At 67.1% G+C, this 18,446-nt stretch carries 16 protein-coding genes; 7 read left to right on the forward strand and 9 right to left on the reverse strand.

The features are described 5' to 3' along the window. The first annotated feature begins 5 nt into the window (after positions 1 to 5). From ACP7AI_RS01700 to ACP7AI_RS01710, 3 genes are read left to right on the forward strand one after another with little or no spacing between them, the layout of a single operon-like run. Positions 6 to 788 (forward strand): type III pantothenate kinase, encoded by a 783-nt coding sequence (locus tag ACP7AI_RS01700; RefSeq protein ID WP_426163372.1) that lies wholly within the window; start codon positions 6 to 8, stop codon positions 786 to 788. Between the two features lie 25 nt (positions 789 to 813). Next, positions 814 to 2,460: a ribonuclease J gene (locus tag ACP7AI_RS01705; RefSeq protein WP_426163374.1), complete on the forward strand. Its 1,647-nt coding sequence runs from the start codon at positions 814 to 816 to the stop codon at positions 2,458 to 2,460. Between the two features lie 24 nt (positions 2,461 to 2,484). Continuing rightward, positions 2,485 to 2,775, forward strand: coding sequence for a DUF1467 family protein (locus ACP7AI_RS01710; protein WP_426163376.1), 291 nt, complete (start codon positions 2,485 to 2,487; stop codon positions 2,773 to 2,775). A 22-nt stretch (positions 2,776 to 2,797) separates the two neighbouring features. Here the strand turns inward: ACP7AI_RS01710 and ACP7AI_RS01715 are convergent, their stop codons facing one another. Both ACP7AI_RS01715 and ACP7AI_RS01720 read right to left on the reverse strand, forming a co-directional pair. Continuing rightward, complete coding sequence (locus ACP7AI_RS01715) at positions 2,798 to 4,939, reverse strand: hypothetical protein (RefSeq protein ID WP_426163378.1); 2,142 nt, start codon at positions 4,937 to 4,939, stop codon at positions 2,798 to 2,800. Continuing rightward, entirely contained in the window at positions 4,936 to 5,781 is an 846-nt protein-coding gene (locus ACP7AI_RS01720) for a CDP-alcohol phosphatidyltransferase family protein (protein ID WP_426163380.1), read from the reverse strand. The genes ACP7AI_RS01715 and ACP7AI_RS01720 overlap by 4 nt, the downstream gene beginning before the upstream one ends. Positions 5,782 to 5,866: 85 nt before the next feature. On the opposite strand from ACP7AI_RS01720, the gene ACP7AI_RS01725 reads away from it, so the two are divergent. The 3 genes from ACP7AI_RS01725 to ACP7AI_RS01735 all read left to right on the forward strand — a co-directional run bounded on the left by ACP7AI_RS01725 (position 5,867) and on the right by ACP7AI_RS01735 (position 9,058). Then, on the forward strand, positions 5,867 to 7,165 hold the full coding sequence (locus ACP7AI_RS01725; RefSeq protein WP_426163382.1) for a CDP-alcohol phosphatidyltransferase family protein: 1,299 nt from the start codon (positions 5,867 to 5,869) through the stop codon (positions 7,163 to 7,165). A 70-nt stretch (positions 7,166 to 7,235) separates the two neighbouring features. Continuing rightward, positions 7,236 to 8,336: an inositol-3-phosphate synthase gene (locus ACP7AI_RS01730; protein WP_426163384.1), complete on the forward strand. Its 1,101-nt coding sequence runs from the start codon at positions 7,236 to 7,238 to the stop codon at positions 8,334 to 8,336. 44 nt (positions 8,337 to 8,380) lie between these two features. Next, positions 8,381 to 9,058 carry an NTP transferase domain-containing protein gene (locus ACP7AI_RS01735; RefSeq protein ID WP_426163386.1) on the forward strand — a complete coding sequence of 226 codons (678 nt, stop codon included), beginning with the start codon at positions 8,381 to 8,383 and terminating at the stop codon, positions 9,056 to 9,058. Positions 9,059 to 9,077: 19 nt separating this feature from the next. On the opposite strand, the gene ACP7AI_RS01740 is transcribed toward ACP7AI_RS01735, so the two are convergent. The 3 genes from ACP7AI_RS01740 to gltX are packed head-to-tail and all read right to left on the reverse strand — an operon-like array spanning position 9,078 to position 13,432. After that, positions 9,078 to 10,649 (reverse strand): capsule assembly Wzi family protein, encoded by a 1,572-nt coding sequence (locus ACP7AI_RS01740; protein ID WP_426163388.1) that lies wholly within the window; start codon positions 10,647 to 10,649, stop codon positions 9,078 to 9,080. 31 nt (positions 10,650 to 10,680) lie between these two features. After that, positions 10,681 to 11,967 (reverse strand): citrate synthase, encoded by a 1,287-nt coding sequence (locus ACP7AI_RS01745; protein ID WP_426163390.1) that lies wholly within the window; start codon positions 11,965 to 11,967, stop codon positions 10,681 to 10,683. 19 nt (positions 11,968 to 11,986) lie between these two features. After that, entirely contained in the window at positions 11,987 to 13,432 is a 1,446-nt protein-coding gene (gene gltX, locus ACP7AI_RS01750; RefSeq protein ID WP_426163392.1) for a glutamate--tRNA ligase, read from the reverse strand. A gap of 138 nt (positions 13,433 to 13,570) precedes the next feature. Between gltX and ACP7AI_RS01755 the strand changes: the two genes are divergently transcribed. Next, entirely contained in the window at positions 13,571 to 15,667 is a 2,097-nt protein-coding gene (locus tag ACP7AI_RS01755; RefSeq protein ID WP_426163394.1) for a ComEC/Rec2 family competence protein, read from the forward strand. Here the strand turns inward: ACP7AI_RS01755 and ACP7AI_RS01760 are convergent. The 4 genes from ACP7AI_RS01760 to ACP7AI_RS01775 are packed head-to-tail and all read right to left on the reverse strand — an operon-like array spanning position 15,609 to position 18,431. Beyond that, positions 15,609 to 16,850, reverse strand: a complete 1,242-nt coding sequence (locus ACP7AI_RS01760; protein ID WP_426163397.1) for an MgtC/SapB family protein — start codon at positions 16,848 to 16,850, stop codon at positions 15,609 to 15,611. The two genes, ACP7AI_RS01755 and ACP7AI_RS01760, sit on opposite strands and share 59 nt — an antisense overlap. 59 nt (positions 16,851 to 16,909) lie before the next feature. Further along, positions 16,910 to 17,413: a cytochrome C gene (locus tag ACP7AI_RS01765; RefSeq protein WP_426163399.1), complete on the reverse strand. Its 504-nt coding sequence runs from the start codon at positions 17,411 to 17,413 to the stop codon at positions 16,910 to 16,912. Then, entirely contained in the window at positions 17,410 to 17,856 is a 447-nt protein-coding gene (locus ACP7AI_RS01770) for a c-type cytochrome (protein WP_426163402.1), read from the reverse strand. Before ACP7AI_RS01770 ends, ACP7AI_RS01765 begins: the two co-directional genes overlap by 4 nt. Further along, positions 17,853 to 18,431 (reverse strand): methylamine dehydrogenase light chain, encoded by a 579-nt coding sequence (locus ACP7AI_RS01775; protein ID WP_426163404.1) that lies wholly within the window; start codon positions 18,429 to 18,431, stop codon positions 17,853 to 17,855. The genes ACP7AI_RS01770 and ACP7AI_RS01775 overlap by 4 nt, the downstream gene beginning before the upstream one ends. Between the last annotated feature and the right edge of the window lie 15 nt (positions 18,432 to 18,446).

Genomic DNA, 18,446 nt, shown 5'->3' on the forward strand with positions numbered 1-18,446 from the left:
GGCTCATGCTGCTCGCCATCGATGTCGGCAATACCAACATCGTCTTTGCCATCTGCGAAGGCGACGAGATCAGGTGGCGCTGGCGGATCAGCACCGACGGCCAGCGCACCGCCGACGAATATGCCGTCTGGCTGCACCAACTGATGCAGCTGGAGGGTGTCGAGCGGGGGCTGATCGATGCCGCCATCATCGCCACGGTGGTGCCGCCGACGCTATTCAACCTGCAACGGCTCGCCCGCAAATATTTCAATGTCGAGCCGCTGGTCGTCGCTGTCGGCGGCATCAACCTGGGCTTGCGAATCGACATGCCCAATCCGGCAGAGGTCGGCGCCGACCGGCTGGTCAACGCCGTTGCCGCCCATGCGGCCCATCCGGGAAACCTCATCGTCGTCGATTTCGGCACCGCGACCACCTTCGATGTCGTCTCGGCCGATGGTGCCTATCAGGGCGGCGTCATCGCGCCGGGCATCAACCTCAGCATGGATGCGCTCTACCAGGCGGCGGCCAAGCTGCCGCGCATTGCGGTGGAGCCGCCCGGCGGTAATCTGGGTGTCATCGGCAAGGGCACCGTCCATGCCATGCAGTCCGGCGTGTTCTGGGGTTATGTCGGCCTTATTGAAGGTCTGGTGCAACGCATTACATCAGAGATCAACGGGCCGGTGACGGTGATCGCCACGGGCGGTCTTGCCACATTGTTCAACCGCCACACTTCCGCCATCGATAGCGTCGATGGCGACCTGACAATTCGCGGTTTGATCCGTATTCATGCCCTTAACCAGGGCCAATAACACAACAGAAAAGATTCTTGATTAGATGAAACCGGGCAAAGAACTGATTTTCCTGCCTCTGGGCGGGTCGGGCGAGATTGGCATGAACGTCAATCTTTATGGCTGCAACGGGAAATGGGTGATGGTCGATCTCGGCATGACCTTTGCCGATCCGTCCTATCCCGGTGTCGAACTGGTGCTGCCGGATCTGAGCTTTATCGAGGACCGCGCCGCCGACCTGCTCGGCATCGTGCTGACCCATGGCCATGAGGACCATATCGGCGCCATCCCCTATCTCGCCAACGATCTCGGCGTGCCGCTTTACGCGACGCCGTTTACCGCCGGCCTGATTGCGAAGAAGCTCGAGGAGGAGGGCCTGACCAGGGAGGTCAAGCTCAACATCATTCCGATGGGCGGCACGCTGCAGCTTGGCGACTTCGGCTTCCGCTATGTCGCGCTGGCGCATTCGATTCCCGAAGGCAATGCGCTCGTCATCGACACGCCCTATGGCCGCATCTTCCACACCGGTGACTGGAAGCTCGACGACGGCCCGCTGCTCGGCAACCCGGCGTCGGCGGCAGAGCTGACCGCGATCGGTGACAGCGGCGTTCTCGCCATGGTCGGCGATTCGACAAACGTCTTCAATGAAAAGGCTTCGGGCAGCGAAACCGATGTGCGCGAAGGCCTGCTGAAGGTCGTCAAGGCGCGAAAAAAGGGGCGTGTTGTCGTCACCACCTTTGCCTCGAACGCTGCGCGCCTCGCGACGCTTGGCTGGGTGGCAAAGGAAACCGGCCGGCATCTGGTGCTGGCCGGCCGATCGATGGACCGGATTACCCAGGTGGCCAAGGCGACGGGCTATCTGAAGGACATGCCGCCGACCCTTTCGTGGAACGACGCCGCCAACATGGATCCGTCGAAGCTGCTGATCTTGTGCACCGGTGCCCAGGGTGAGCCGATGGCGGCACTCAGCCGTATCGCCGATGGTTCGCACCCGGCGCTGAAGCTCGAGAAGGGCGACCTCGTCGTCTATTCGTCAAAGCAGATCCCCGGCAACGAGCTCGCCATCGGACGCGTGCAGAATGCCCTGGCCACGCGCGGCATCGAGGTCATCACCGAAAAGCAGGCGCATGTGCACGTTTCGGGCCACCCCGGTCGACCCGAGCTGGAGGCCATGTACGACTGGATACGCCCCGAAATCGCGATCCCGGTCCACGGCGAGCGCCGCCACATGGAGGCGCATGCCGCGCTGGCGCTGGCCAATGGCGTCGACAAGGCGATGGTGCCGATCAACGGCAGCGCGATCCGGTTGGCGCCGAACGGCCCCAAGCTGCTCAGCCATGAAAAGGCCGGGCGCCTGGTGCTCGACGGCGATGTCATCCTGCCCGCCAACGGCGCGACGATCGTCGAACGCCGGCGCCTGATGATGAGCGGCCACATGGGCGTCACCGTCGTGCTGTCGCGCGATGGCAAGGTCGCCGCCGACCCGGCGATCACCGCCCAGGGCGTGCCGGTGGAGGAGGACAAGGCGGATTTCCTGTCGCAATGCGCCGATGCCGCCCGCGCTGCCGCCACCAGGGGCGATTCGCGCCAGACCGACAAATATGCCGAGGCCATCCGCTTCGCCGTCCGCAAGGTGGCGCGCGAATGGACCGGCAAGAAGCCGGTCACCGACGTCCAGGTGGTGCGGCTGTAGCGGCGCGATGACGGGGATGCCGCCATGAAACCGGCGTCCGCCGTTGCCATCTACCTTTTGTTCTGGACACTGACGCTGTTCGCGGTGCTGCCTTTTGGCGTCCGCACGACCCGCGAAAGCGGCGCCGAGCCGGTGCCTGGCCAGGCGGAGTCGGCGCCGCACAACCCGATGCTCGGCAAGAAACTGCTGTGGACGACGGTGGTGGCGACGATCCTGTTCGCGCTGTTCTACGCCAATTACGTCCACGGCTGGATCGCGCTTGAGGACATTCCCGGCTGGAAAGACACCGGACCCTATCGGTCAATCGCCAGCTGACAGCGGCGCTGCCGGGTGCCGCCTAGTTGAAGCGATCCGCGGCCTGGGCAAGCGAGACGTAGAGCCGGCCGACATTCGACGACAGCAGCGCCACCGACAGCGACTTGCCTTCGCGGTCGGGCAGCACATGGCTGATCAGCTTCTCGAATTCCTCGATGTAGTGCGTCGCCTTGACCCGGAATTCGGGATCATGGTGGAAATGCCGCTCCACGGCGCGTTGGCCGTTGGCGTCGAGGTGTTCGGCGACGCGGCGCGCAAAGATGCTGCGGTCGCCCTTCATGTAGCTGTCCCAGGCGCTGTCCTCGATGTCGAACGACAACAGCCCGGCGATGTCGATGGCCTCGGCGTGCATCGCGTCGATCAGCTCGCTCGACCGGCGTGCCAGCGTGTTGCGCTCCTTGACCTCGAAGCGGGTGTCGACCTCGTCGATCCGCTGCTCGACCTTGGCGACCGTCTCGGTAAGGCCGACGAGCCGCTGGGTGATGCGGTCCGAAGCCGCCTGCGCCGCCGCGGCGACCCGGTCGTGCATGGTTTCGACCTGGGCGAGCTGGGCCCGGATCGGCACGCCGAAGGCCAGCTCGGCGCGGCTGCTGCCGACCTGGTCGAGCGCGGCCTCGGCCTCGGCGACGACGTTGGTCAGCGTCTCGCGCATCGTGCCGGCAGTCTGGTTGGCGATATCGCGGACGCGGCCGAATACTTCGATGAGTTGCGTGGATGCCGCCAAAGAGGCGCTGCCGGTCTGGGTCTCGATGTCGGCGAGGGCGTTGCGGGCCAGCGACAGGTCCTCGCCGAGTTTGGTCGCAGCCGTATCGAGGGCGTCGCGCGCCGCCTCGAGCTGGGCCTGGGCTGCGGCGATGCTGTCGCCGCCGCTGCGCAATGGCAGCGACAGCTGGTCGGCGCGCTCGTGCAGGTCGCCCAACCGCAACGCCATGTCGTCGATCTGCGGCATTGCCGCGGGCAGGGCGCTCTGCAGCGAACCGAGCGTGCCTTCCAACGTCAGCCCGATGGCAGACAGCCGCGATTCGACCGTCGCCAGCGCCTCTTCGGTGACGCCGATGGGTTCGCCGAGCCGATGGATCGCTTCTCGCGCCTCGGTCATGCGGACAGCAATGCCCTCAAGCGCGTTGCTGCCGGTCGTCGCCGAGTTGCCGAGTTTGGCGTCGAGCACGGAAAAGCTGCGGCTGATCTCCTCGATCATCGCGTTGAAGCGCGCAGACTGGTCATCGAGCTCGCCGCCGAGCTGGCCGGTGGTGCCGAGCAGATTTTCGAGCCGCTCGCCGATCTGGCGCGCTGCTTCGCCACCGATATGGTCGAGCGTGACGCGGGCCTGGTCGACGCTGGCCAGCATGGCATTGGTCTGGGCATGGACGCCGTCGCGGGTGGCGTCCATCGCCGCGGCGGTGCGGGCGAAGGCCGCGTCCACGCCTTCGACAAGCTGTGCCAGCGGGGCGGCAACGGCCGTCTGGGCGGCGGTCGAAGCGGTCTCGATGGCGGTGAGGCTGGCCACAGTTTCCGTCGCTGTCGCCCTGGCCTGGGCCTCGGCTGCGGCGGCCTGCTCGTGCAGCGCCGTGAGCATGCGCTCGGCATCGGCGATCTGTTTGTGCAGGCCGGCCTCGGAGGCTTCGAGGAGCGCCGTGAGCCGCTCCGCCTCGTTGACGGCAGCGGGCGTGGCTCCCGTCAGCGAGACCGTTGCGTCGTTGGTGCGGCCAGCGGCTTCGTTCAGCTTCGCACCGGCGGTTTCGAGGGCGCCGACGGCGGCGAGCAAGTTTTCGTGCTGGCGCTCGATGGGGCCGGCAATTGCTTCGATGCGCGCCGTCAGGGCCGACAGCCGATCCTCGAGCATGACAAGGGCACTGGCGCTGCGATCGGTGCGTTGTTCGGCGAGCAGGGCATGGCGCGCCATCAGGTCGGTGCGCTGCGCGTTGGCGCCGCTCCGGTCGCGCAGTTGGCCGGCGACGAGCCAGATCACCGCCAGAGGCGCAGCGAGCATCATCGCCGCCGAAGCCGCGCCGGCGGCCGCGAGCAGGGCCGGCGACGGTGGACCATCAATGAACAACGGCGCCAGCGCGAGTGCGGCCAACCCGAGCCATATGACACCGGCGACGATGGCCACGATCAACGGCCAGCGCCGGGACTGCGGCAGTTCCAGATTGTCTTCCATCATCCCCCGACGTGGCCGTGCCGAACCGGCATTGACGGGTGCAGGGTAAGCGCGGATTCGCAACGCCGCAACTGCCATGCCAGCACCAGCGCCGCCAGCGTCAGCCCGAAGATTTCCCAATACCAGTAGAGCAGCGGATTGCCGGCAAGGCAGGCCAGGGCGATGGTGATGGTGCGATTGTTCGCCGACAGCACGCAAAGGCGGCGCACCAGGGGCGCGGTCCCGGCAAGGTAGCGTTGCAACAGGCCAGGGTTGGCGGCCAGCGTGGTATCGATTTCGCGGGCGCCACTGCCCAGTTTCTGCTCGACGCGATTGTACAGCCCTTCGATGCCCATGCCCGATGGCGGCCGTGGTTCGGTAACGAAGATGCCACGGGCACGGCGCTTCCAGGCTTCGCGTTCACCTTCGTACCAGGCCGACTGCACGGCGTGGCAAGCGCCCGAGACCAGCGCCAGCGCCAGCACCCACGGCCAGTCGGCGAACGACAGCGCTATCGGCAACAGCACGAAAATGAAGGCGAGATAGTCGCAGACGCCGTCGATGACCCGCCCGAGCGGGCTGGTCTTGCCACTGGCGCGCGCCAGCTTGCCGTCGAGGCCATCCATGACGTGCCAGCCGACCATCAGCAGGAAGCCGGCGACGACATACAGCGGCTGCTGCCAGTGCCAATAACACCAGCCGGCCGCGGCGCCGAAGCCCATGCCGGTAAAGGAAACCGTGTTGGGATGAATGCCCAGGCGCAGCGCCAGCGGCAGCAGCCGATCGGCAAGCGGATGCACCACCCACAGGTTGGTTGGATCCTCGATAACGGCCGGTCGGGCGATGTTCTGCGTAAAATCGATCACGACACTGCGCTAATCACCGCAGTGCAGCCTTGGCAAGCGCCACTGCAACGCCCTATGAGGCACGCCGCACATGCGATGGGGTGTAATGCGTACGGTAGGCCTTTTATTTCCACCTGCTGAAACACCGGCTTCCCTTATTGTCGGCGGTATTTCGATCCTGGAACGCCAGGCGCGGCAATTGCGCCGTGCCGGGATCGATGTGCTTTTTGCCGTCGATGTTGTGCCTTTGACACAGTTGCCGGATGGGGTCGCGGCAGTAACGGCAGCGACGCTGGTCGACCAGGTGCAGGTCGGCGACAGGGTTTGCGCGCTGGCCGCAGGCCTGGTTGTCGACGAACGGGCAATCGCGGCGGTGCTGGCAGCGCCGGCGCCTGCCTTGCTGGTGTGCGATGCCGGCGTGGAGGGCGCCGCGGGTGTCGAGCGGCTCGACGCGCTCACCTTTGCCGGGGGCGTGCTGACGCTCCCGGGCACCACCCTGCGGACGCTGGCGGCGGGGCTGGGGGAATGGGACCTGCATTCGGTGCTGACACGTGCAGTCGCCGGCGATCCGGTGACCACCCGCATCGAATTTTCGACCCTGCCGATCTACGCACCAAATCGCCGGCGCGAGATCGCATTGCTCTGGTCGCGCCCGCAGACACCTGACGAAGCCAGGGCGGTCGGCGAGACGTTGATCGCCGCGTCTCAGAAAGGTTGTCTCGACTGGCCGGCGCGCTTTTTGCACCCGTTGCCCGAAAACCTGCTGGTGCGCCTGATGGCACCGACTCGAATCACGCCGAACATGGTGACAGTCGGGACGGGGCTGATCGGCGTCGGAGCCGGGGTCGCGTTCGCTGCCGGCTGGCTGTGGACCGGGCTGATACTGGCACTCGTCACCGGGCCGCTGGACGGCGTCGACGGCAAGCTGGCACGCACCCGGGTGGAATTTTCGCGATGGGGCGACCTCGAGCATCTGCTAGACAAGTTGTTGGAATATGGCTGGTATATTGCGGTCGCGTGGCATTTTTCGCAAGTGCGCGGGTCGATGCTGGTCTATGCGATTGCCGCCCTGATCATCCTGCCGGCCATCGTCGAGGCGGTGCAGGGCGAATTCTTCCGGCGCGTGACCGGCATCCAGCTCGACGACGCCGGCACCGTCGAACGCCGCATCAGGTTGTTCGCCGGTCGCCGCAACACGTTTCTCTGGACCTGGCTGCCATTTGCCGCGTTTGGCTTCTGGTTCGAAGGTTTTGTGGGCATTGCGGTCTACAGCGTCGTGACGACCGGTATGGCACAATGGCGATTTTACAAAAGGTTATCACAGTACGGACGCCAGCATGGTGATCGGATCGCCGCAAACTACCAGGCGACCTCGTACACCTTCTTGCCCCGGACGGGCGCGTAGTCTAACTGCAACAAACAAAGCTGGGGTCCGCGGCTGATGAATCGTGCCGCCCGAAAAGGAACTTTCAACCATGTCGTCCATTCCCGTCGCCATCGTCGGCGTTGGCAATTGTGCATCCTCGCTCGTTCAGGGCCTGTCCTATTATTCGAATGGCGGCTCCAATGACGAACAGGGCCTGATGCATTGGGACCTGGCCGGCTATCGGCCCAAGGACATTGAAATCGTTGCGGCCTGGGACGTCGATGCGCGCAAGGTCGGCAAGGACGTGGGTGAGGCGATCTTTGCCAAGCCGAATTGCACCGCGGTTTTCTGCGACCATGTCGGCAAGACCGGCGCGATCGTGTCGATGGGCCGCGTGCTCGATGGCGCTTCGGATCACATGAACGCCTATCACGAGGATCGCCGCTTCATCGTGGCCGACCTGCCGCAGGCCACCAAGGCCTCGGTCGTCGAGGAGCTGAAGCGTTCGGGCGCCCAGGTCATGACTAACTATCTGCCGGTCGGCAGCCAGGAAGCCACGGAATTCTATGCCGATGCCGCGATCACGGCGGGCGTCGCCTTCGTCAACAACATCCCGGTTTTCATCGCGTCGAACCCGGAATGGGCCGAGCGTTTCCGCGCCGCCGGCGTTCCCATCCTCGGTGACGACATCAAGGCGCAGCTGGGCGCCACCATCGTCCACCGCACGCTGACCGATCTGTTCGCCAAGCGCGGTGTGACGCTTGATCGCACCTATCAGCTCAATACTGGCGGCAACACCGACTTTCTCAACATGACCAACAAGGACCGGCTGGCTTCGAAGAAGAAGTCGAAGACCGAGGCCGTGCAGTCGGTAGCGCACAGCCGTCTCGACGACGACAACATCCATGTCGGCCCGTCAGACTATGTCGCCTGGCAGAACGACAACAAGGTCTGCTTCCTGCGCATGGAAGGCCGCATGTTCGGCGGCGTGCCCCTCAATCTGGAGCTGCGCCTGTCGGTGGAGGACAGCCCGAACAGCGCCGGTGTCGCCATCGACATGATCCGCTGCGCCAAGGTTGCCCTCGATCGCAAGATCGGCGGTCCGATCCTGACGCCGTCGTCGTATTTCTGCAAGCATCCGCCGGTCCAGGTGACCGACGACGAAGCCTATGCCGCGCTTGAAGAGTTCATCGCCGGCACGGTCAACTAAGCAGCTTTCAGGGGCCGGAGCGCGCGCTTCCGGCCCTGTTCGCTATGCAGGCAATCATCCTCGCGGCCGGCATGGGCACGCGGCTGCGATCGGTATCGCCGTCGAAGCCGTTGACGATGGTTGCCGGGCGGCCGCTGATCCACCGTATCCTCGACAACCTGGCGGCTGCGGGCATTACCCGTCCGCTCGTCGTTACCGGCTATCGCGGCGATGACGTGGCGGAGGCTGTCCACGCCTGGGGCGCCGAGACGCTGCACAATGCGGAATGGGCACAGCCGAACGGGGTTTCGGTGCTCGCCGCGGCGCCCCGGCTCGAAGCCGAGGCGCTGTTGGTGATGGCCGACCATCTGGCCAGCCCTGGCGTCTATGCCGCCGTGGCAGGCGCCGGCTGCCCGGATGCCGGGCTTGTGCTGGGTATCGACCGCCGCATGGGCCACCCATGGGCGGATGAGGCGGATGTCACCCGCGTCGCCACCCGCCAAGGCCGCATCGTCGCCATCGGAAAGCAGATCTGCACCTATGACGCGCATGACTGCGGCGTGTTCCTGATCACGCCGGAGCTTGTGGCGGCACTGGCGCCGCTGCCGGCGCCGGGCTTGTCCGACGGCGTCAGGGCGCTTGCGGCACGCGGGCGGGCGCTCACCGTCGATGTTTCGGCGCATGACTGGATCGACATCGACGATCCTCGGGCACTGGCGTTAGCGGAGGACTGGGTGCAGTAAAGGGCGTTGCCGATGCCGGCTAGAAGCGCTGCCGAAACTGCACTTCCAGTGCCGCCTGGCGGTCGCGATAGCCCGGCGTGTTCGGCGAATCGGTCTGCAATCGGCCCTCGATGCGGACATCGCCGAACGCCAGCGGCAGCTCGGCGCCGGCAGTGACGATCGCGAACTTTTCAGCGTTGGCCGAAATCCTGTAGCTCACCAGGCCGCGGACGGCACCGGTCGGGTCGTTGGCCGGGATCGGCGGATTGCCGATGTCGTTTATGTTGAGGTGCACTGATCGCACGGAGCCATACCAACGGCGGTTGCGGGTATCGGTCACCGCCGCCGAGAACGACAGGCTGCGGCTGTCGCCATCGGTCCAATAACCGATGGGCCGGCCGCGATAGGTGAAACCATCGAAATACAGACTGTTGTTGTACATGGAGCCCGGATAGATCGTCTCGCCACCGGTAAGTTTTTCGAGCGGTGTGCCGTTGAACAGCGATGCCGCCTGGGTGTCGGCATATTCGACCGTCGCGACCCAGCTGGCACCCTTCCTGCCCCACGGGCCCTGCAGCGTGGCGCCGACCATGCGCGAATATTGCTCGAGGATGACGTTGTCGAAATCCTCGGCCTCGGCCTCGACATAGACTTTTGCCGATACCGGTCCGAAGCGCTGGGTGTAGCTTATGTCCCAGCCGGCGATCTGGTTGCCGGCTTGTTGCAGGAACGCAACCTGGTCGCCGGTCGTCGGGTTGTCGGCGTTGCCAAACCCGATGAAGCTGCTGCTGATCTGTTTCAATCCGCAGGGCCGCCCGTCGCCGCACAGCATCTGGGCGCGGTTCAGCCCGATCGCCAGACCGCGCGCGGGTTCGAAGCCGACGCGGGTGCCAAAGGTCAGGATATTGGCATAGTCGCGGCGCGGACCGTTGAGGACGCCGCCGAAGATTTCGAACTGCACCGGCCCCAGCCAGCGTAGCACGGGAAAGTCGATGCGTTCCGGTACCAGACGCTTCAGGCCGACCTTGGGAATGGGGCGGGCACTGTTCGACCAAAGCAGCGCGCCGTCATGGCCGGGGCCATACCATTGCTCGGTGTAGCCACCGTAAACCGCCCAATTGCCGAACCGCACGGCGATCTGCGATGGTTCGAAATGCAGGTAGCTGTTGTCCTGGCCACCGGCACCGGCGCGATAGCCGACGCCGAGAGCGACGCTCACCACATCGCTGTTGAACTCGACCCGTGTCGAGGCATCCGCCTTGCCGCGGGCCAGGGTGCCGAAGTCGCGGGCGACCGAAACATCGTTGGTGACGCCGAGCCGGATATCGACGGCCTTGCGCTGCGCTGCCAGGTCGCCGAGCCGGTCGAGGCGGTCGACCGCCGCTTTTAGCCAGGGGTCGAGCGTGCGGCCGTCACGGGCTTTGTCGAGGCCGGAATCGATCTGCGCCCATGGCAGCGGCCAACTGTCGACCGGGCCCTCGACCAGGCCGGCTGCCTTGAGCAAATCGACGTCCTGGCGCAATTGCCGGTCACCGACCTCGGCGAACGGGCCAGCGAGCGCCGGCGCGGCGACGAGCGCCGCCAGCAACGACGCAAAGGCGAGGTAACGCATACTCTACTTCCCTTGGTCGCCGCTGCCGGCGTCAAGCCCGCTTGTTCAGCGGCACATAATCGCGGTGGGTCGGCCCGGTGTAGAGCTGCCGCGGGCGGCCGATCTTCTGTTCCGGGTCTTCCATCATCTCGGTCCATTGCGCGATCCAGCCGACGGTCCGCGAGATGGCGAACAGCACGGTAAACATCGACGTTGGGAAGCCGATCGCCGACATGACGACGCCCGAGTAGAAATCGACGTTCGGATAGAGCTTCTTGTCGATGAAATAGGGGTCGTTGAGGGCAATGTGCTCGAGCTCGCGGGCAACGTCGAAGATGGGATCGTCGATGCCGAGCTTGTCGAGGATGGTCTTCGCGACGCCGGCCATGACCTTGGCGCGCGGATCATAGTTTTTATAGACGCGGTGGCCAAAGCCCATCAGGCGGAACGGGTCGTCCTTGTTCTTGGCGCGGGCGATGAATTCCGGAATCCGCTCGGGCCGGCCGATCTCGCGCAGCATGTTGAGCGCCGCCTCGTTGGCGCCGCCGTGCGCCGGGCCCCACAGGCAGGCGATGCCGGCCGAAATGCAGGCGAACGGGTTGGCGCCCGACGAACCGGCAAGTCGCACCGTCGACGTCGAGGCATTCTGTTCATGGTCGGCCTGGAGGATCAGCAGCTTTTCCATCGCATCCTCGACGACGGGGTCGATGATATAGGGCTCTGCGGGCACGCCGAAGGTCATGCGCAGGAAATTGCCGGCGAACGACAGGCTGTTGTCGGGATAGAGAAACGGCTGGCCGATCGAATATTTGTACGCCATTGCCGCCAGCGTCGGCATCTTGGCGATCAGCCGATGGCTGGCGATGATGCGCTGCTGCGGATCATGAATATCGGTCGAATCGTGATAAAAGGCCGCCATGGCGCCGACGATGCCGCACATGATCGCCATCGGGTGCGCATCGCGGCGGAAGCCGCGATAGAACTGCGCCAGCTGTTCGTGGATCATCGTGTGGCGGGTGATGTTGCGGGTGAATTCGGCGTGCTCGGCCGGGTTGGGCAGATTGCCGTTCAGCAGCAGGTGCGCGACCTCGAGGAAGCTCGACTGTTCGGCCAGCTGGTCGATCGGATAGCCGCGGTACAGCAGGACGCCGGCATCGCCGTCGATATAGGTGATCTTTGACTCGCATGCCGCGGTGCTGGTGAAGCCCGGATCATAGGTGAAGCGCCCGGTCTGGGCGTACAGCTTGCGGATATCGATGACTTCGGGGCCGACGCTGCCGGCCAGGACGGGATAGTTCGCGCTCTTGCCGTCGACGGAGACGCTTGCGGGTTCGGTCATTCGGATTGCCCTTTGTCGTTCAATGCGAGGGGGTCGGTGCGGGGATCAGTGCAGGGATCAAAGCAATGGCATCGTCGATGCGCCCCAGGGTTTCGTCGCGGCCCAGCGTTTCCATGACTTCGAACAGGCCCGGCGACTGCGACGAGCCGGTGACCGCGGCGCGCAGCGGCTGCGCGACCTGGCCGAGCTTCAGGGCCGATGTTTCCGCCAAGGCGCGTGCCTGTTCTTCCAGTTGGATTGCCGTCCAGTCGGGGATGGTGGCGAACAGCGCGCGTGCCGATGCCAGCACCCCCGGTGCTGCCGACGCTAGCAGCTTGCTCGCGCCATCGTCCATCGGAATTGGGCGACTGCGAAGATAGAACACCGAGCCCGATGCCAGATCGTTGATATTGTTGGCGCGCTTCTTCAGTTCGGCCATGCTGCGCTGCAAGATGGCTCGGTCGGGATCGGCAAGCGCGCGGCCGAGCGCGGTGCCGACACGGCCCTCGATCAGCGCAACCAGCCGCGCATCGTCGGCGGCGCGGATGTAGTGGCCGTTGATGTTTTCCAGCTTCTTCATGTCGAATCGCGCCGGGCCGCGCCCGACACCCGACAGGTCGAACCATTCGGACGCCTGGGCCCGGTTGATGAATTCGTCATCGCCGTGACCCCAGCCGAGGCGCAGCAGGTAATTTTCCACCGCCTCGGGCAGCATGCCGAGCTGATCGCGATATTCGTTGACGCCCAGCGCGCCGTGCCGCTTCGACAGCTTGGCACCATCGGCGCCATGGATCAGCGGGATATGGGCATAGAGAGGCTCCGGCCAGCCCATCGCGCGGATCAACGCCAGCTGGCGAAAGGCGTTGTTGAGGTGATCGTCGCCGCGGATGACATGTGTGACGCCCATGTCGTGATCGTCGACGACGACGGCGAGCATATAGGTCGGTGTGCCGTCCGACCGCAGCAGAACCATGTCGTCGAGCTCGGCATTGGCGACGGTCACCGATCCCTGGACGAGATCGTCGATCGTGACGCTGCCTTCCTGCGGCGCTTTCAGCCGGATCACATAAGGCACATCGTTCGGCCAGTCGGTGCGATCCCGCCAACGGCCGTCGTAGCGCAGCGGCTGCTTGGCGGCGCGCTGGGCGGCGCGCATTTCTTCCAGCTCGGCCGCGGTGGCGTAGCAGCGATAGGCATGGCCGCTGGCGAGCAGCTGATGGGCGACTTCGGCATGGCGGGCGGCGCGGGCGAACTGGTAGACGACCTCGCCGTCCCAGTCGAAATCGAGCCAGGTCAGGCCGTCGAGAATGGCTTCGATTGCCGGCTCGGTCGAACGGGCGCGGTCGGTATCCTCGATGCGCAGCCGGAACTCGCCCCCGTGATGACGCGCGAACAGATAGTTGAACAGCGCTGTGCGGGCGCCGCCGATGTGTAGGTAGCCCGTTGGCGACGGGGCGAAACGGGTAACGACTTTGCTTGCGCCCATCTGGTTCTTGTCCAATGGTAATAGGGGTCTTTGGAGGCTGATTGCGGGGGCAATACGGCAATGGCGGGGCCATATGCGGGGCTGACTAGCAGAAGCGCCGGGGGGGTTCAAATCACGGCCCCCAGGGTTCGCGACGCGTTGACCGCACGCTGGTGGGCACTTGTGGATGCCGAGCGCGAATCCGTGGCGCTGTGGCTGCCGGTGGCGTTCGGCGCCGGCATCGCCGCCTGGTTCGTGCTGCCTTGGGCCGAACAGCGGCTGGCGGCGGCGGTGCTCTGCCTGGGACTGGCGCTGGCCGGCGGCCTGTCGCGCCTGCGGCCCTTGCTGGTGGCAGGGTTGCTGGCACTGGCCGGCATGGGCGTTGCCGAGTGGCGGTCGGCGCGGGTCGCGCATCCTGTTCTTGCGGCGCGCCCGGTCGCCAGCGTCACGGGGATCGTCACCGGCGTGGAGAACCGCGCCGATCGTCGCCAGATCAGGCTGCTGGTGGCGCCCGATGCCGGTAGCGGCTTGCCGCCGCTGGTGCGGTTGACGGTCCGCGGCAAGGTCGAAGTCGCTCCCGGCGCGCGCGTTGCCGTTCGTGCCATGCTGTCGCCGCCGGCCGCGGCGGCCGTTCCTGGCGGCTATGATTTCGCGCGCCGGGCATGGTTTGCCGGCATCGGCGCGACCGGCTTTCCGATGGGGCCGGTACGGGTGCTGGCGCCGGCCCCGCCGCCCGCCGGGCCGCTTGCCTGGCTCGCCGCGGCGCGAGGCCGGCTGACGGCGCGGATCGTTGCGGCGGTCCCCGGTGAGTCAGGCGCGATCGCTGCCGCCTTTGTCACCGGCGACCAGGGCGCGATCCCCATCGAAACCGCCCAGGCCATGCGCGATTCGGGGCTGGCGCACCTTCTGTCGATCTCCGGGCTGCACATCGCCGTTGTCGTGGGCGGGGCGATCTTTTTGGTGCGGCGAACGCTGACGCTGAGCCCCTGGATCGCGCTGCGTTGGCCGGTCAAGACTATCGCGGTTGCCGTCGCCGCGGTGATCGGCGTTGCCTATACGCTGCTCGCCGGCGGCGAGGTGCCGACGGTGCGGACCATATTGGCGACGCTGATCGTGCTGGTCGGCATGGTGCTCGGCCGGGAGGCGTTTTCGCTGCGGCTGCTGGCGGCGGCGTCGTTCATCATTCTCGCGGTGCGGCCGGAGGCGCTGCTCGGCGCCAGTTTCCAGCTGTCGTTCGCCGCCGTCATCGCCATCGTGGCGCTGTACGAATCCCGCCTCGGGCGCTGGCTCACGACGCCGCAGGAGGACGAGCACCCGCTGCACCGGCTTGGCCGTCACCTGCTGTCGCTGCTGGTGTCGGGGCTGGTTGCCGAGCTGGCATTGTCGTCGATCGGGTTGTTCCATTTCAACCGGGCGGGGCTGTACGGCGTGCTCGCCAACCTGGTCGCCATCCCGCTGGCGAGCTTTGTCATCATGCCGGCGCTGGTGCTGGCGCTGCTCGCCGACGTGGTCGGGTTGGGCGCCTGGGCCTGGCCGCTGGTCGGGCTGGTCATGGGCTGGCTGGTCGAAATCGCCCATGCCGCCGCGGCGCTGCCCTGCGCGGTGGTGCGGCGGCCGGCGATGCCGGTGCCGGCCTATGCGCTGATCATCGCCGGCGGGCTGTGGCTGGCGCTGTGGCGGTCCCGGCTGCGCTGGTGGGGGGCTGGCGCCGCGGCCCTGGGCGTGGTGCTGGCAATGGCGGCAGCGCCGGCGGACCTGCTGGTCAGCAGCGACGGCCGCAATGCCGCGGTGCGCCTGCCCGATGGCCGGCTGGCGTTCCTGCGCGCCCGGACCGGCAGCTTCCTCAAGGATGTATGGGGCGATGCGCTGGCGGCGGAGGGGGATGCCGCCTTTGTCGACCTGCCGGGCATGGCGTGCAGCGGCGATGCCTGTGTCAGCCGCATCCATGCCGGCGGCCGCGACTGGCGGCTGCTGGCGACGCTGTCGCGCGATTACGTCGCCCGCGCCAGCTTCGAGCCGGCCTGTGCTGCCGCCGACATCGTGATCAGCGATCGCCGCCTGCCGGGCTGGTGCCGGCCGCGCTGGCTGAAGCTTGATCGCACGGCGCTGGCCGACAGTGGCGCGGTGGCGATCTGGCTGGGGGAGCGGCGCGTCGAGACGGTGCACGACCGCATCGGCGACCATCCCTGGCGACCCGTCAGCCCAGTGCGCCGGTGGCAAAGGCGGTTGCCCAGCACGCCGCCATCGACACGCTGACGGCCGCGCCGACGCGCAGCAGATAGGCCGGGGTCGCCGTGCTCGCCGCCATGGCGATCTTCATGACCGCGTTGACCGTCATTGCGGCGAGCACCGGCGTGACGGCCTGCGCCGCGGTCAGCTTGCCGCCGGCGACCAGCGCGGCGACCGACATGGCGGCGGCATGGGTATCGACGATGCCGCCGAGGGCCGCGCCGACCGTGACGCCGGCGGTGCCGAACAAGGGCTGGGCGGCGGCGGTGAGCAGCAGGATGGCGGCCATGCCGGCGGCCAGCAGCAGCGCGGCGCCGAGGCTGAAGGCGCGGCCACTGGCGGGTGGCGGCGCTGTCGATCGTGCGGCGCGCAGGGTATACAGTCCACCGAACAGCATGATGACGCCGGTGCCGGCGGCCAGCGCCGGTGCGAGGGCCAGCAGTGTCGGGCGGCTGACGGTGCCGAGGACGAGCACCATCTGCACGAAGGTCGCCAGCGACGACAGCGTGCCGCCGGCGACGGCAGCGGTCAGCGCGGCGGGTTCGGCGCGGGCCTTGCTGCCCATGGCGCCGGTGGTGGCGACGCTGGAGACGAAGCCGGCAGCCAGCCCCGACACCGGCAGGCCGTAGCGCGGTCCCAGCGCCCGGGTCATGATGTGGCCGGCGGCACTGATGGCGAGCACGAGGATGACGACGAGCCCCAGCAGGTGCGGGTTGATGGCGCCGTAAGGGCCCATCGCCCGGTCGGGAAGTTGCGGCCAGACGACGATGGCGATGATGGCGAGGACCAGCGCATCGTCGAGCTCGGCCTGGCTCAGCGTGCCGCGGACGAAGCGGTGCAGCCGTGTCTTGCCGGCGAGGAGGGCGACGATGATGACGGCGATGCCGGCGGCGAGCAGCGGCTGGGCCAGCGCCAGGGCGCCGAGCAGCGGCACGGCAACCAGCGCGACCTCGGTGGTCAGCCCCGGATCGGTGCTGCGGCGGCCGAGATAGGCGAGCCCGGCAAGCCCGGCGACGGCGGCGACAACGATCCCGAGCAGCAGCGCACCGCCAAGATGCATCGCCAGCGTGCCGAGCAGGGCCACCAGCGCGAAGGTGCGCAGCCCGGCGGGGCCGCGGGTCGGGCCGCGACCCTTGCTGCGTTCGCGTTCGAGGCCGACCAGCAGGCCGATGCCGAGCGCCACGAGCATGTTGAGGGGCAGGCCGGTCATCGCGCTCAAGCGCGCAGGTTCCGCGACCGCAGGCAATAGGGGCGGCTACGCAGCCGGCGTCAACGCGCCGCGATGGTCACCGCATTGGCCTTGCCATAGTCGCGCAGGGATGCCGGGGCGCCGCAGCGGCGGATGAGGCCGGTGACGATCTGGCGCCGATAGGCGTTGAGCGGCAGCACGTTGAGCGGCCGGGTCCGGATCGCCGCGACCTCGGCGGCGGTGAAGCGCACGGTCGCCGGCGGGGTGGACGCGCCGCCGAGATCGAAGGTGACGAAGTTCATGACCTGGGCAAGGTCGGCATCGCTCAGTTGGGCGCGGGAGACATTGGGCAGGCGGACGACATATTCGCGAGCGTCCGGCGTGCACAGGAACCAGCCGGCGAGGCCGCGCAGCTGCGGCACCGACAGTGGCGGGGAGGCGCCCAGCGTGCCGTGGCAGCCGCCGCAGCGCAGGATGAACTTGGTTTGGGCTGGCGACAGTACGACGGCGTTGCGTTCGGCGGCGCTGTTGTCGCTGGCCAAGGCCGGGGCGGTGAACAGCACCAGCAGCGCCAGTGCCTTCACGGGATGGTCCCGTCGGCAATTAGGCGCGCGCGCAGCTCGGTCATGGCGCTGTTCTTCATCGGCGCCTTGCGGGCGGCGGCGATTTCGGCGGGCTTGAACGGCGCCGCCGTGCCGCCGCGGGCGGCAAAGCTGAGCGCGGCGGCAAGGTCGCTGTCCGACAATGTGCCGAAGCCCGGCATGACGCCGATGATCGGCGTGCCGTCGACGATGATGCGGCCGGCCAGCCCGTTGGTGACGACGGCGGCGAGATAGGCGCGGCCCGCCGGCTTGGCGGCGATGACGGCGGTGCGCCCCGCCAGGCGCGGGAACTGCCCGGCAAGGCCCTGGCCGTCGGTCTGGTGGCAGACCTGGCAGTTCGCCTTCCACGCCGGCGGCGGCGCGGCGGCGGCGGGCGCGGTCAGGACGGCTGCCAACAGCCCGACGAGCATCGAAAATCGGTTCAACTGGCGACGCCTACCAGCGCTGCCGTCGAGCAGTGATAGGCCATGCTCGAGGTGCCGAAGCACCAGATGATCTCGTTGTTGCCCTGCGGGCGGTAGGTCGGCATCGCTTCCTCGGTGTTGTCGCAGCCGCATTGGCCGCAGCCCGAGGTGCCGCAACAGTCGCGATAGGCGATGAGGTAGTTGCGTTTGTCGTCGGGGTTGTAGCAGGTGCCGACCCAGGACGTCAGCGACGGTTGGGTGCCGGCCGGGCAGGTGTGAACGCCGCCGCCGCAGCAGGTGCACAGCGAGCCGTCGATGGCGCAATAGCGCCAGTAGTTGCACTCGGTATCTTCCTTGGTCTGGGCTTTTTTCTGGAAATCGGTGAGGTCGGGCAGCACCGTGCCGGGGGCCGGCGCGGGCGCCTGGGGTGTCTGGGCCTTCGCCCGCTCGATCGGCAGCAGCGGAAACACCGGCGCTGCGACGATGGCGAGGCCGAGCTTGCTCAGCACGCCGCGCCGCGAGGTACCGCCGGCCAGCCGCCGGACCAGCCGTTCGCTCCAGCCGTCGATGCCGGTGCTGGCCTGGAATTCAGCCATGTGGTGCGTCTCCGA

Origin of the sequence: Sandarakinorhabdus sp. DWP1-3-1 (assembly GCF_049896705.1) — a bacterium.
Taxonomy (GTDB): Bacteria; Pseudomonadota; Alphaproteobacteria; order Sphingomonadales; family Sphingomonadaceae; genus Sandarakinorhabdus.

What these genes read in the sequence shown, in the direction of transcription:
- ACP7AI_RS01700 (WP_426163372.1), top strand. Translation starts at nt 6, where the DNA reads ATGCTGCTCGCCATCGATGTCGGCAATACCAACATCGTCTTTGCCATC.
- ACP7AI_RS01705 (WP_426163374.1), top strand. Translation starts at nt 814, where the DNA reads ATGAAACCGGGCAAAGAACTGATTTTCCTGCCTCTGGGCGGGTCGGGC.
- ACP7AI_RS01710 (WP_426163376.1), top strand. Translation starts at nt 2,485, where the DNA reads ATGAAACCGGCGTCCGCCGTTGCCATCTACCTTTTGTTCTGGACACTG.
- ACP7AI_RS01715 (WP_426163378.1), bottom strand. Translation starts at nt 4,939, where the DNA reads ATGATGGAAGACAATCTGGAACTGCCGCAGTCCCGGCGCTGGCCGTTG.
- ACP7AI_RS01725 (WP_426163382.1), top strand. Translation starts at nt 5,867, where the DNA reads ATGCGTACGGTAGGCCTTTTATTTCCACCTGCTGAAACACCGGCTTCC.
- ACP7AI_RS01730 (WP_426163384.1), top strand. Translation starts at nt 7,236, where the DNA reads ATGTCGTCCATTCCCGTCGCCATCGTCGGCGTTGGCAATTGTGCATCC.
- ACP7AI_RS01735 (WP_426163386.1), top strand. Translation starts at nt 8,381, where the DNA reads ATGCAGGCAATCATCCTCGCGGCCGGCATGGGCACGCGGCTGCGATCG.
- ACP7AI_RS01740 (WP_426163388.1), bottom strand. Translation starts at nt 10,649, where the DNA reads ATGCGTTACCTCGCCTTTGCGTCGTTGCTGGCGGCGCTCGTCGCCGCG.
- ACP7AI_RS01745 (WP_426163390.1), bottom strand. Translation starts at nt 11,967, where the DNA reads ATGACCGAACCCGCAAGCGTCTCCGTCGACGGCAAGAGCGCGAACTAT.
- gltX (WP_426163392.1), bottom strand. Translation starts at nt 13,432, where the DNA reads ATGGGCGCAAGCAAAGTCGTTACCCGTTTCGCCCCGTCGCCAACGGGC.
- ACP7AI_RS01760 (WP_426163397.1), bottom strand. Translation starts at nt 16,850, where the DNA reads ATGACCGGCCTGCCCCTCAACATGCTCGTGGCGCTCGGCATCGGCCTG.
- ACP7AI_RS01775 (WP_426163404.1), bottom strand. Translation starts at nt 18,431, where the DNA reads ATGGCTGAATTCCAGGCCAGCACCGGCATCGACGGCTGGAGCGAACGG.